The following is a 12,840-nucleotide window of genomic DNA, read 5'->3' on the forward strand; positions in this document are numbered from 1 at the left end:
TCTTATTTCCTAGCCAAAAAGTCTTCATCGGAACCCGGTACGGTATCACCGACATTGTCGGCGTCGTGCAAGGCGACGGTGGTGGGAATCGGCGACGGCAGGCCGAAGGTGGTGGCACCCTCTTCCGCCGCGCTGACGGTGGAACGGAACATGGAAAACAGCTCGCGGCCCATGCCGATGTGGTTCGGCGACAGGTCGGCAGTGACCAGCGAACGGGCATGCCAGACGTCGGCCGGCACCAGCGCTTCGAGCACGCCCGTGAAGGCGTCGAGGCGGATGATGTCGCCGTCGCGCACGAGGCCCAGCGGGCCGCCGGCGAGGATTTCAGGCGACACGTGGATGGCGGCCGGCACCTTGCCCGACGCGCCCGACATGCGGCCATCGGTGACCAGCGCCACGTGGCGGCCCGCATCCTGCAGGTTGGCCAGCGCCGGCGTCAGCGCATGCAGTTCCGGCATGCCGTTGGCGCGCGGGCCCTGGAAGCGCAGCACGGCGACGAAGTCGCGGTCCAGCGATCCCGCCTTGTAGGCGGCCATGAAATCTTCCTGCGAATTGAACACCAGCGCAGGCGCTTCCACCGTGCGGTGCTGCGGCTTGACTGCCGACACCTTCATCACGGCGCGGCCCAGGTTACCTGCGACCAATACCATGCCGCCGTCCGGCGCGAACGGGTTCGAAGCCGGACGCAGCACATTTTCGTCGGCGCTGGCGGCCGGCGCGTCTTTCCAGAAGACCTTGCCGTCTTCTCCCAGGAACGGCTCCATGCAGTGCGCGCGCAAGCCGTGGCCCAGGATGGTGTTGACGTCTTCGTGCAGCAAGCCCGCGTCCAGCAGTTCGCGGATCAGGTAACCGGTGCCGCCGGCCGCGTGGAAATGGTTCACGTCGGCGTCGCCGTTCGGGTAGATGCGCGTGAGCATCGGCACGATGGCCGACAGCTCGTTGAAATCGTTCCAGTCGATGACGATGCCGGCCGCCTTGGCGATGGCCACCAGGTGCAAGGTATGGTTGGTCGAACCGCCCGTGGCCAGCAAGCCCACGACGGCGTTGACGATACATTTCTCGTCGACAATATGGCCGACCGGCAAGTAATTGGCGCTTTGCGCCGTGATGACGGCGGCACGCTGGGCGGCGGCGGCGGTCAGCGCATCGCGCAACGGCGTGTTCGGCGTGATGAAGGCGGCGCCCGGCAAATGCAGGCCCATCACTTCCATCAGCATCTGGTTGCTGTTCGCCGTACCGTAGAAGGTACAGGTGCCGGCGCCGTGGTAGGCTTTCGACTCGCCTTCGAGCAAGTCTTCACGCGTGGCCTTGCCTTGCGCATACAACTGGCGCACCTTGGCTTTTTCCTGGTTCGACAGGCCCGACGTCATCGGACCGGCCGGCACGAAGACGGCCGGCAAGTGGCCGAAGTGCAGCGCGCCGATCAACAGGCCCGGCACGATCTTGTCGCACACGCCCAGGTACAGGGCCGAGTCGAACATATTGTGCGACAGCGCCACGGCCGTCGACATGGCGATGGTGTCGCGCGAGAACAGCGACAGTTCCATGCCCGGCTGGCCTTGCGTCACGCCATCGCACATGGCAGGCACGCCGCCGGCGAACTGGGCGACGGCGCCCACTTCGCGCACTGCTTGCTTGATAATCTGCGGGAAGCCTTCAAACGGCTGGTGCGCCGACAGCATGTCGTTGTACGAGGAAACGATCGCCACGGACGGCTTTTTATATTCCTTCAGCGACAGCTTGTCGTTGGCGGGAAAGGCGGCAAAGCCGTGCGCCAGGTTGGTGCACGACAGGGCGCCGCGCTGCACGCCCTGGATGCGGGCCGCATCCAGATGCGCCAGGTAGGCGCCGCGCGATGGCCGGCTGCGCGCGATGATGCGCGCTGTTACGGATTCGACTACTGGATGCAGCGCCATATGGATTTCCTTAAAAATGAGTATTTCGTGAAATTTTACTACAAAATGGCGAAGAAGAAGCACTCTTGCATGGGCCAACAACACAAATAAGCCACGGATTGCGGCGTATCAAAGCAAACCCGGTCAATATCGCGTATCAGCACCGGCCAACCTCTCCCTTGTATACCACTGGCGCAATCGCTAAAAAAAGCACAACAAAATCAGCGTCACATCACAAACTGTAGTGAAATTACGTTTTTCTGATGTATTATTCTCACATCAACGCCGGATCCGCAGTTCGCCACCCCGAACGCGCCGCGCTCCTTTCAACCGAGACAAGCACCCAAGCCGACCGCCATGCGCCAGCCAGCACCTACTCCTGCCATCACCGCCACCGCCAGTTTCCAGTCCCTGCAAGCGCACAGCGCCAGCCTGCGCGACGTGCATCTGCGCCAGCTGTTCGCGGCCGACCCCGCGCGCTTTTCCAGCATGACGGTGGATGCGGCCGGCCTGCTGCTCGATTACTCGAAGAACCGGGTCGACGCCACCGCCATGGGCCTGCTGATGGAACTGGCCCGCGAGCGCGGCGTGGAAGCGCAGCGCGAAGCCATGTTCACTGGCGAGAAAATCAATCTTACCGAACATCGGGCCGTTCTGCATACCGCCTTGCGCGCGCCGCGCGGCACGAAGCTGGTGGTCGATGGCCAGGATATCGATGCCGACGTGCAAGATGTGCTGCAACGCGTCAAGGCGTTTACGGACAAGGTGCGCAATGGCAGCTGGCTCGGCTACACGGGCAAGCCGATTTGCGACATCGTCAACATCGGCATCGGCGGCTCGGACCTGGGCCCGAAAATGGCGTGCCTGGCGCTGCGCTCCTACGCCAACCCGGGCCTGGAAATGCACTTTGTTTCCAACGTCGACGGGCACGACATGGAAGCAACCCTGTCGAAAGTCGACCCGGAAACGACGCTGTTCATCGTCGCGTCGAAAACCTTCGTTACGGCTGAAACCATGCTCAACGCCAACACGGCGCGTGCCTGGTTCCTGCTCGAAGGCGAAGAAAGCGACTTGGCCAAGCATTTTGTGGCCGTCTCGACCAACACGCAAGCCATCGTCGACTTCGGCATTTCGCCGGACAACATGTTCCCGTTCTGGGACTGGGTCGGCGGCCGCTATTCCGTCTGGTCGTCGATCGGCCTGGCCGTGGCACTGTCCGTCGGCTTTGAATACTTCAGCGATTTCCTCGCCGGCGCGCATGCGATGGATCAACACTTCCGCCAGGCCCCGCTGGAGCAGAACATGCCCGTGGTGCTGGCCATGGTGGGTTTCTGGAACCGCCAGTTCCTCGATTGCGGCTCCGTTTCCATCGCGCCGTACCACCAGGACTTGAGCCGCTTTGCTGCCTATCTGCAACAGTTGGACATGGAAAGCAACGGCAAGCGCGTCACCAAGGATGGCGTGCCCGTCGACGTGCCGACCGGCCCCGTCATCTGGGGCGATTGCGGCACGAATGCCCAGCACGCGTATTTCCAGCTGCTGCACCAGGGCACCGACATCACGCCCATCGACTTCATCGCCGCCCTGCGCGCCACGCACGATTTGCCCGGCCATCACGACGCCCTGCTGGCGAACTGCTTTGCCCAGTCGGAAGCCTTCATGACGGGCAAGACGGGCGAGGAAGTGCGTCTTGACTTGCAGGCGCAAGGCTTGCCGGACAGCGAGATCGAAGCGCTGGTGCCGCACAAGACTTTCCCCGGCAACCGCCCCAGCAATACCATTTTGATGGACCAGCTGACCCCGACCACCCTGGGTGCCCTGATCGCGCTGTACGAACACAAGACCTTCGTGCAGGGCGTCTTGTGGAATGTCAACAGTTTTGATCAGTGGGGCGTGGAACTGGGCAAGGTACTGGCCAAGAAAATCCAGGCCGAACTGACGGGCGAAGCCCGTCCCGACCATCACGACAGCTCGACCAATGGCTTGATTGCCCTGGCGAAAGCCGCCAAGGCGGCGTATTAACTTAATTGAGGTTTATGAACATTTACGAAATCAAAGTAGTCAGCGACAAAGCCATGCAAGTGGGCGAATGCCCGCTATGGCATGGCAAGGAAGCGGCCCTGTACTGGGTCGACATCGATGGCCGCGCCGTGCACCGCCTGCACCCCGCCAGCGGCAAGCATGAACAGTGGAGCATGCCGACGGAACCATCGGCGCTGGCCATCAACGCGGGCGGCGGCCTGGTCGTGGCCTTGCGCAGCGGCTTTGCCCACCTCGACACGAAGACGGGCAGCCTGGCGGAAATCGCCCCGGCGCCGTTCGACATGGCCACCACGCGCTTCAACGATGGCAAGGTCGACCCTGCCGGACGCTTCTGGGTCGGCACGATTTTCGAGCCGCGCAACGCCGATGCGGCAGAAATGTTCGTGCTGGAAAAGGGCCATGTGCGCAAGGTCTGGTCGGGCGGCATGACCGTATCGAACGGCCTGGGATTTTCCCCGGACAAGCGCACCATGTACCACTCGGATACCACCACGCACCGCATCGACCGCTTCGATTTCGACGCGGCAAGTGGAGCCATTTCCGCGCCGCAACCATTCCAGCGCTTTTCCACGGACAAGAAAGCCTTTGATTACGGCGGGCGCCCCGATGGCGCGGCCGTCGACAGCGAAGGCAATTACTGGTCGGCCATGTTTGAAGGCGGCAAGATCTTGCGCTTCGCCCCCGATGGCCATCTGCTGGGCGAAATCGCCGTGCCCGTGCGCTGCCCCACCATGGTGACGTTTGGCGGCCCGGACCTGCGCACCCTGTACATCACCAGCGCCAGCCATAACCGCTCGGCCGAGGAAATTGCCAGCCACCCTTTGAGCGGCCACGTGCTGTCCGTGCGCGTGGACGTGGCAGGCCAGCCGGAACACCTGTATCAGGCGTAATCGTTTGCCCGCATAAAAAAAGCGCCGGCCCCTCGCGGGTACCGGCGCTTTTTCACATGCGAGCGAGCAAATCAGCGCGCCAGTACTTTACGGATCGTCTCCGCCAGTTCAGCCGCCACAAACTTGGCGACATAACCATCGGCGCCCACGCCCTTGACGTGGTCTTCGTTGGTAGAACCCGTCAGCGACGAGTGGATCACCACGGGGATGTTGGCGAAGCGGCCATCGTTCTTGATGTTGCGCGTCAGGGTAAAGCCATCCATTTCCGGCATTTCCAGGTCCGTCAGCACCAGCGCGACCTTGTCTTTCGCCGTCTTGCCTTCCGTGGCGGCCTGGGCCGAGATCGCCTGCAGGCGCTCCCACGCTTCCTTGCCCGTCTTGGTCATAATGAAAGGCACGCCCATCGCTTCGAGGCCCTTTTCGATCAGCGAGCGGGCCAGCGAGGAATCGTCGGCCGCGAGGATCACGGCGCCGGCCGGCAAGCGCACTTGCGGGCCGATGCTGTTCTCGTCCACATCCGGGTCACCCGACGGCAGCACGTTGCGCAGGATTTGTTCCACATCAAGCACTTGGGCCAGACGCGTCTTGTCCGTGTCGCCATCGAGGCGCGCGATGCTGGTGACGAGGCCGCCGCCGACGCTCGATTCGGCCGACAGCACCTGATTCCATTCCAGGCGCACGATTTCATCGACCTCTTCCACGGCAAACGCCTGTGTCGAGCGGGCAAATTCGGTCACCATCAGGATCTTCAAACCATTACTCTTGCAGCCGACCGCCATCGGCAAGTCGATCACGGGCACGATCTGGCCACGGATGTTGACCACACCCAGCATGTGGGGGTGCGAACCGGCTACGGCCGTGATGGCCGGCATTTCCATAATTTCACGGACTTTGAACACATTGATGCCGAATAGTTCGCGGCTGGTCGAGTGATCACTGGTGCCCAGCTTGAACAGGAACAGTTCGAATTTATTATTGCCTGTCAGGCTGGTGCGTTCATCGACATCTTGCTGCATTGAATTCATTGTGTCCCCTTGAGCCGTCTTGTAAAGTTAAGTCGCCTGCCCTGATGCTGCGGACAGTGCGGACTGCACGTCGCATGGACGTCGGATGGCGGGTTCGGGGCATGGCCGGCGCTAGCGGTGCAGTGTATATCGTACAATTTCTTACAACCAATAGTTGCTATCGATTCGAGCTTGAATTATACGGTTTTTTACTTTCTTCAAAGCTACTTTACGCTGCCAACAGCGATCCTGACAGTATTTCTTGATTTGCTTGTTGCTACAGCGCAAATGATGATGGAGAGAATCGAAAATTTCCCTGGCAACCATGGTTGCTTTGAAAAGCCAATGCAAAGCAGGACGCTGCGCCGGCGCCGGCGAACGGCATATAATGGCCATGCCGGCATCGCTGGCATGCATACCGGGCAAAATGGCGACGGCAGCGGAGGGAATGTAGTAAAATTTCTTGCAATTGCCTGTTCTACGTAGTAAATTTACACCATCGATTATAGTAGCGACAGACTGGCACTTCCGGTCGGCTTCCTCCCCGCTCCGGCCCTTTTACTTTTGCGACGACACTCACTTATGGCACTTACCGATTTTGACCTGGTCCTGTTTGGCGGCAGCGGCGATTTAGCAATGCGCAAGTTGTTGCCTGCAATGTATGCGCGCGACGTCGCGAACGATTTGCCGCCGACGGCGCGCATCATCTGTGTGGGCCGCCAGGACAGCGGCCAGGATGCTTTCCTGAAAATGGTAGAGACCAACTCGCGTCCCCACATCAAGGCCAGCACCCTGAATGCCGCCACCTGGAGCAAATTCTGCGCGCGCATCGTGTATGTGTCGCTCAACGCCAGCGATGCGGCCACGTACGCGCCGCTGGTCGAAGCGCTGCGCGGCGATGCCGACCTGACGCGCGTGTACTACCTGGCGACGCCGCCGCATTTGTTCGCCCTCATCTGCGACAACCTGGAAGACAACGGCCTGGTGACGCCGAATTCGCGCGTGGTCCTGGAAAAACCGCTGGGCCGCGACCTGGCCAGCGCCAAGCAGATCAATGCCGAAGTGGGCAAGGTCTTCCAGGAATCGCAGATTTACCGCATCGACCATTACCTGGGCAAGGAAACCGTGCAGAACTTGCTGGCCCTGCGCTTCGGCAACATCCTGTTCGAACCGCTGTGGCGCCGCGAATGGATTTCCGACGTACAGATCACCATCGCCGAAAAGCTGGGCGTGGGCAACCGCATGGGTTACTACGACACCTCGGGCGCGCTGCGCGACATGCTGCAAAACCACTTGCTGCAACTGCTGTGCATCGTCGCCATGGAACCGCCGACCTCGATCGCGCCGGACGCCGTGCGCGATGAAAAACTGCAAGTGTTGCGCTCGCTGAAAAAATTCACGCCCACCACCCTAGCGCAGAACATCGTGCGCGGCCAGTACCGCGCCGGCCACGTCGATGGCGCCACCGTGCCGAGCTACCGCGACGAGCCGGATGCGCCGGAACACTCGCGCACCGAAACCTTCGTTGCCCTGAAGGCGGAAATCGACACCTGGCGCTGGGCAGGCGTGCCGTTCTACCTGCGCACGGGCAAGCGCATGGCTGACAGCCTGGCCGAGATCGTCGTGCGTTTCAAGCAGATTCCGCACTCGATCTTCAACCAGCCGACGTCCAGCTTCCAGCCGAACTGCCTGGTGATCCGCTTGCAGCCGGACGAAGGCTTGCGCATGAACCTGATGGCGAAAACCCCGGGCGACGGCATGCGTCTGAAACCGGCGGAACTGGAACTCGATTTCCGCGAATCGTTCAAGACCCCGCGCATGGACGCCTACGAGCGCCTGCTGCTCGACGTCCTGCGCGGCCAGCTGACCCTGTTCATGCGCGGCGACGAACTGGAAGCGGCCTGGGAATGGGTCGAGCCGATTCTCGACAACTGGGAACAGAACGACAGCGCGCCGATTCCCTACACGGCCGGCACCTGGGGCCCCGCGGCCGCCAGCGCCCTGATCGGCCGCGATGGCTTGCAGTGGCGTGAAGAGGCGCTTCCTGAAGACTAGTTTGGAAGCGCAAGGAGTCTGGCCTTGCAAGGCCAGACCGTTACGCAGGCGTGGAGCGGTGCTCCACGAAACCCCTGCTTCACCCCTGCCAGAAGACTAGTTTGGCAACGCAAGGAGCCTGCCCATGCATGGACAGGCCGTTACGCAGGTGCGGAGCGGTGCTCTGCGAACCCCCTGCTTCACCGCTTCCCGAAAACAGAAGACTAATTTAATGCTGCTTGATTCCATCCGCACCCAGCTCGATTCGCTCTCCAAATCGGAGAAGAAGGTTGCCCTGGCCGTGCTTGACCAGCCTAACCAGACGGTCAGCCAGAACATCACGGCGCTGGCGAAAAGCGCGCAGGTGTCGGAACCGACCGTGGTGCGCTTTTGCCGCACTCTGGGCTACGACGGCTGGCATGAATTCAAGCTGAAGCTGGCGCAGGGCCTGGCCCTGGCCATGCCGGGCGCGAACGAGCAGCCGGCGCAGGACGACCTGGCTGCCGACTTGGTGAATAAAATCTGCAGCCGCTCGATCAACACCCTGCTCGACCTGCGCAACAACCTGAACCCGGAAGCGATCCAGCGCGCGCTCGACATCCTGTCGCGCGCCAGCAAGATCGAATTCTATGGCCAGGGCACGTCGGGTATCGTGGCGGCCGACGCGCAGCACAAGTTCTTCCGCTCGGGCGTGCCGACGGTGGCTTACAGCGACCCGAACATCCACAGCATCGCCGCAGCGCTGCTGCGCGGCGGCGACTGCCTGGTGGCCATCTCGCAGCGCGGCAACAGCCCCGCCTTGGTCCGCTCCGTGAAACTGGCGCGCCGCGGCGGCGCCGACGTCGTCGTGCTGGCCCCGTCCGGCACGCCGCTGGCCGACCTGGCGACCGTCCTGATCCCGATCGACCTGGTCTTCAACACCGACCCCTACACCCCGATTTCCGCCCGCCTGGCCTACCTGGTGGTGATCGACGTACTGGCCGTGGGCCTGGCCCTGCAACGAGGACCGGAGTTCCGCAAGAAGATGCAGAATGCGCAGAAGGCGCTGCAGGAATTCGACATGCAGTTCGACTCCTTCATCGGCTGATCCCCCCATCGGCTCCAGCCTCGCTGGAGCCTCTGCTTTGCGCGACAGGCATCAAGGCGTATTAATTTCACAATTTCTTTCATCTCAATAGTTCCGTCAAAAAACGGTCTTTGTCAGATGGATCAGTTTTATCAACAGAATAGCTTTCAGCTAAAAAAGCAGTCATGGGTTTCCTTCCAGACTTTGGATGAGTTTTCTTTGGAATTCAATAATTTCTTGAGTCTCCTTTATATCTTCAACTGACAAAATATTGATGTCACGTAACAACACCCTTTCCAACGTAAGTAAGGTCGCTTTTTCCCTCTTCAATTTTTGTCTGCGACGCTCATCCCGATACTCCTTCGTCGGCACCGGATACCCCTTGATTTTTCCCGGCCACTCCGGCCGGCTCGGTCCGTAAAGCGACACCACGGCACCCACGCTGCCATCTTCATAGACGATCAGCCAGATATCACCTCCCTTCCCATCCGGATACGGTGGAACACTGACCGTCTCACGATGAAAGGTCGGGTCCGGGGACAACTGATAGACCACCACCACCTTCAACTCCGCATGCCACTTTTCCGGCACGCTGAAACAGCATATCGATCCGCCCTGCCCGTATGGACGGATCGAATCGCCACCGCCGCCGCTGTTGGTATTGCCGGGATTTTCAACCGCGATGTAATCGACTTCGCGCGGAGAATAATTCAGCGCCTGAATGCTCGCGGCCATGGCGATGCCGGGTAAACACGCGGCCAGCAAGAGGCCTCGCCAGCAATGGTGCTTGAGTAAGGTATTCATGATTTCATCCCTATGCATCAATGCCAAGACTCAGCGCGCGTACCTTGGCGCCATTGCTAACGGTCAGTTGCGCATCCAGTTTGCATTGCCAAACGTCACTGCCATGCGTATCTTTACCACCGGGAAATGCACGATACAAGCGCGTCACATTACTATGAGAATGAAATGCCATATCCCGTTTCATATTATTATTGGTGCCGTCGAAAAAGAAGTCGAAAAACAGATTGACATCACATGACGAAGGGAAACCTGGAAGTGGGCATTCACGATCCATTGCAAAATCACCAAGAACTGGTTTTTCATTTTTCGCGTCAAAAAAACAATGAAATCAGAAGGGTCATTTTTTATGGCTGGATAAATATCAACCAAAAAAAAGCAGTCATTTATCATTTTCCTCAAGAAAATTAATAAGCTTTTTACTATATTCAATTGCCCCCTTCAATCTCATCAACTCTACAGGAGTTAGGTCGCTCACATCACCATCTAATGCATTCTCCATAGAATGTAGAGCAGCCTTTTCTCTTTTTATCTTTTCCTTGCGGCGCTCGTCCCGATACTCCTTCGTCGGCACCGGATACCCCTTGATTTTTCCCGGCCACTCCGGCCGGCTCGGTCCGTAATGCGACGCCACGGCGCCCACGCTGCCATCTTCATAGACGATCAGCCAGATATCACCTCCCTTCCCATCCGGATACGGTGGAATGCTGACCGTCTCGCGATGAAAGGTCGGGTCCGGGGACAACTGATAGACCACCACCACCTTCAAATCCGCATGCCACTTTTCCGGCACGCTGAAACAGCATATCGATCCGCCCTGCCCGTATGGACGGATCGAATCGCCACCGCCGCCGCTGTTGGGATTGCCAGGATTTTCAACCGCGATGTAATCGACTTCGCGCGGAGAATAATTCAGCGCCTGGATGCTCGCGGCCATGGCGAGGCCGGGGAAACACGCGGCCAGCAAGAGGCCTCGCCAGCAATGGTGCTTGAGTAAGGTATTCATGATTTCATCCCTATGCATCAATGCCAAGACTCAGCGCGCGTACCTTGACGCCATTGCTAACGGTCAGTTGCGCATCCAGTTTGCATTGCCAAACGTCACTGCCATGCGTATCTTTACCACCGGGAAATGCACGATACAAGCGCGCCACATTGCTGTGCGAGTGAAACGGCACATCCCGCTCCATATTATTGTTGGTGCCGTCGAAGAAGAAGCCGAAAAATAGATTCGCATCGCATGAGGGAGGAAATCCTATGGAAGGGCATTCTCTTTTTCAGTAATTTTTTCAATTTTTGACAGTTCTTTTTGCCTATCAAAAAACTGAATTAAACCCGATGGGACATTTTTATTAGCGGGATAAATATCAGAAAAAAATGCCGTCATGGTTTTATATCCTCAAGATATTTTATAAAACTTTTCTTTCGCTCAATTGAATCTTTAATACCAATAATCTGATCATTTGACAACGCACTTGTATCCTCTGTCAAACCCTTCTCCATAGCGTTCAACCAAGCCTTTTCTCTTTTTATCTTTTCCTTTCGACGCTCATCCCGATACTCCTTCGTCGGTACCGGATACCCCTTGATTTTTCCCGGCCACTCCGGTCGGCTTGGTCCGTAAAGCGACACCACGGCGCCCACGCTGCCATCTTCATAGACAATCAGCCAGATATCACCTCCCTTCCCATCCGGATACGGTGGAATGCTGACCGTCTCGCGATGAAAGGTCGGGTCAGGGGACAACTGATAGACCACCACCACCATCAAATCCGCATGCCACTTTTCCGGCACGCTGAAACAGCATATCGTGCCGCCCTGCCCGTATGGACGGATCGAATCGCCACCGCCGCCGCTGTTGGTATTGCCGGGATGTTCAATCGCAATATAATCGACTTCGCGCGAAGAATAATTCAGCGCCTGGATGCTCGCGGCCATGGCGATACCGGGTAAGCATGCGGCCAGCAAAAGACCTCGCCATAGTTGGCTCTTGAGTAACGTATTCATGGTTATATTCCTATGCATAAATGGCCAAGACTCAGCGCGCGTGCCTTGACGCCCTTACTAACGTTCAGTTGCGTATCCAGTTTTCATAGCCAAACGTCACTGCCATGCGTATCTTCATCGCCAGAAAATGCACGATACAAGCGCGCCACATTGCTGTGCGAGTGAAGCGCCACATCCCGCTCCATATTATTGTTGGTGCCGTCGAAGAAGAGGCTGAAAAACAGATTGACATCACATGGGGGAGGGAAGCCGGGAAGTGGGCACTCACGCTTCTTCATAAGTTCTATAATTTCATCCTTTTCATTAATTCCGTCAAAAAAAATGGTCCTTGTCAGATGGATCAGCTTTATCAACAGAATAGCTTTCGGCTAAAAAATATGTCATCGCACATCCCCCTCTAAACTCTGGACAATTTTTTTTTGAAAATCAATAATTTCTTTTTTTTCTTTTATCTTTTCGTCTGACAAAGTATGAAAATCACGCAAAAATCTTTTTTCCAAAAAATCGAGTGTATTTCTCTCTCTCTTTAGTTTATCCTTGCGGCGTTCATCCCGATACTCCTTCGTCGGCACCGAATACCCCTTGATTTTTCCCGGCCACTCCGGCCGGCTCGGTCCGTAAAGCGACACCACGGCTCCCACGCTGCCATCTTCATAGACAATCAGCCAGATATCACCTCCGTTCCCATCCGGATATGGTGGAACACTGACCGTCTCGCGATGAAAGGTCGGGTCCGGGGACAACTGATAGACCACCACCACCTTCAAATCCGCATGCCACTTTTCCGGCACGCTGAAACAGCATATCGTGCCGCCCTGCCCGTATGGACGGATCGAATCGCCACCGCCGCCGCTGTTGGGATTGCCAGGATTTTCAACCGCGATGTAATCGACTTCGCGCGGAGAATAATTCAGCGCCTGAATGCTCGCGGCCATGGCGACGCCGGGTAAGCATGCAGCCAGCAAAAGACCTCGCAACAGTTGTCTCTTGAGTAACACATTCATGGTTTCCCCCTATGCATCAATGCCAAGACTCAGAGCGCGTGCCTTGACGCCATTGTTAACGGTCAGTTACGCATCCAGTCTGCATTGCCAAACGTC

15 protein-coding genes are annotated in these 12,840 nt (G+C 58.1%); 7 read left to right on the plus strand and 8 right to left on the minus strand.

Translation table 11 applies throughout. From position 1 onward, the window contains the following. Positions 1-2: 2 nt before the first annotated feature. Positions 3-1,916 carry a phosphogluconate dehydratase gene (gene edd, locus O3298_RS03180; RefSeq protein ID WP_305058504.1) on the minus strand — a complete coding sequence of 638 codons (1,914 nt, stop codon included), beginning with the start codon at positions 1,914-1,916 and terminating at the stop codon, positions 3-5. Positions 1,917-2,252: 336 nt separating this feature from the next. Here edd and pgi point away from each other — a divergent pair, with 336 nt between their 5' ends. Both pgi and O3298_RS03190 read left to right on the plus strand, forming a co-directional pair. Next, a complete protein-coding gene (gene pgi, locus O3298_RS03185) occupies positions 2,253-3,917 on the plus strand; it encodes a glucose-6-phosphate isomerase (RefSeq protein WP_305058505.1) in 1,665 nt (554 codons plus the stop codon). Between the two features lie 14 nt (positions 3,918-3,931). After that, complete coding sequence (locus O3298_RS03190) at positions 3,932-4,828, plus strand: SMP-30/gluconolactonase/LRE family protein (RefSeq protein ID WP_289916790.1); 897 nt, start codon at positions 3,932-3,934, stop codon at positions 4,826-4,828. 71 nt (positions 4,829-4,899) lie between these two features. Here O3298_RS03190 and O3298_RS03195 read toward each other — a convergent pair whose 3' ends face one another. Next, positions 4,900-5,853: a chemotaxis protein gene (locus O3298_RS03195; protein WP_070281275.1), complete on the minus strand. Its 954-nt coding sequence runs from the start codon at positions 5,851-5,853 to the stop codon at positions 4,900-4,902. 171 nt (positions 5,854-6,024) lie between these two features. Between O3298_RS03195 and O3298_RS03200 the strand changes: the two genes are divergently transcribed. From O3298_RS03200 to O3298_RS03210, 3 genes are all read left to right on the plus strand, one after another. After that, complete coding sequence (locus O3298_RS03200; RefSeq protein ID WP_305058506.1) at positions 6,025-6,318, plus strand: hypothetical protein; 294 nt, start codon at positions 6,025-6,027, stop codon at positions 6,316-6,318. 96 nt (positions 6,319-6,414) lie between these two features. Next, the gene (gene zwf, locus O3298_RS03205; protein ID WP_034750861.1) at positions 6,415-7,887 is read left to right on the plus strand and encodes a glucose-6-phosphate dehydrogenase; all 1,473 of its coding nucleotides are present in this window, start codon (positions 6,415-6,417) and stop codon (positions 7,885-7,887) included. Positions 7,888-8,098: 211 nt separating this feature from the next. Next, positions 8,099-8,953: an SIS domain-containing protein gene (locus O3298_RS03210; RefSeq protein WP_034750862.1), complete on the plus strand. Its 855-nt coding sequence runs from the start codon at positions 8,099-8,101 to the stop codon at positions 8,951-8,953. Positions 8,954-9,115: 162 nt separating this feature from the next. On the opposite strand, the gene O3298_RS03215 is transcribed toward O3298_RS03210, so the two are convergent. Beyond that, positions 9,116-9,736, minus strand: coding sequence for a DUF3304 domain-containing protein (locus O3298_RS03215; protein ID WP_305058507.1), 621 nt, complete (start codon positions 9,734-9,736; stop codon positions 9,116-9,118). Here O3298_RS03215 and O3298_RS03220 point away from each other — a divergent pair. Next, positions 9,735-9,974, plus strand: a complete 240-nt coding sequence (locus O3298_RS03220; protein WP_289911153.1) for a hypothetical protein — start codon at positions 9,735-9,737, stop codon at positions 9,972-9,974. The genes O3298_RS03215 and O3298_RS03220 overlap by 2 nt on opposite strands. Positions 9,975-10,115: 141 nt before the next feature. On the opposite strand, the gene O3298_RS03225 is transcribed toward O3298_RS03220, so the two are convergent. Then, a complete protein-coding gene (locus O3298_RS03225) occupies positions 10,116-10,739 on the minus strand; it encodes a DUF3304 domain-containing protein (RefSeq protein ID WP_305058509.1) in 624 nt (207 codons plus the stop codon). Between O3298_RS03225 and O3298_RS03230 the strand changes: the two genes are divergently transcribed. After that, a complete protein-coding gene (locus O3298_RS03230; RefSeq protein WP_289916800.1) occupies positions 10,738-10,962 on the plus strand; it encodes a hypothetical protein in 225 nt (74 codons plus the stop codon). The two genes, O3298_RS03225 and O3298_RS03230, sit on opposite strands and share 2 nt — an antisense overlap. Before the next feature lie 26 nt (positions 10,963-10,988). Here the strand turns inward: O3298_RS03230 and O3298_RS03235 are convergent, their stop codons facing one another. The 4 genes from O3298_RS03235 to O3298_RS03250 form a co-directional block, all read right to left on the minus strand. After that, the gene (locus tag O3298_RS03235) at positions 10,989-11,120 is read right to left on the minus strand and encodes a hypothetical protein (protein ID WP_305058510.1); all 132 of its coding nucleotides are present in this window, start codon (positions 11,118-11,120) and stop codon (positions 10,989-10,991) included. Next, positions 11,117-11,740: a DUF3304 domain-containing protein gene (locus O3298_RS03240; RefSeq protein WP_305058511.1), complete on the minus strand. Its 624-nt coding sequence runs from the start codon at positions 11,738-11,740 to the stop codon at positions 11,117-11,119. The genes O3298_RS03235 and O3298_RS03240 overlap by 4 nt, the downstream gene beginning before the upstream one ends. Positions 11,741-11,823: 83 nt before the next feature. Continuing rightward, positions 11,824-12,093: a hypothetical protein gene (locus O3298_RS29145; protein ID WP_369811451.1), complete on the minus strand. Its 270-nt coding sequence runs from the start codon at positions 12,091-12,093 to the stop codon at positions 11,824-11,826. A 27-nt stretch (positions 12,094-12,120) separates the two neighbouring features. Continuing rightward, on the minus strand, positions 12,121-12,744 hold the full coding sequence (locus tag O3298_RS03250) for a DUF3304 domain-containing protein (RefSeq protein WP_305058512.1): 624 nt from the start codon (positions 12,742-12,744) through the stop codon (positions 12,121-12,123). Between the last annotated feature and the right edge of the window lie 96 nt (positions 12,745-12,840).

This window comes from Janthinobacterium sp. SUN137 (assembly GCF_030587265.1).
Lineage (GTDB): Bacteria > Pseudomonadota > Gammaproteobacteria > Burkholderiales > Burkholderiaceae_D > Janthinobacterium > Janthinobacterium kumbetense.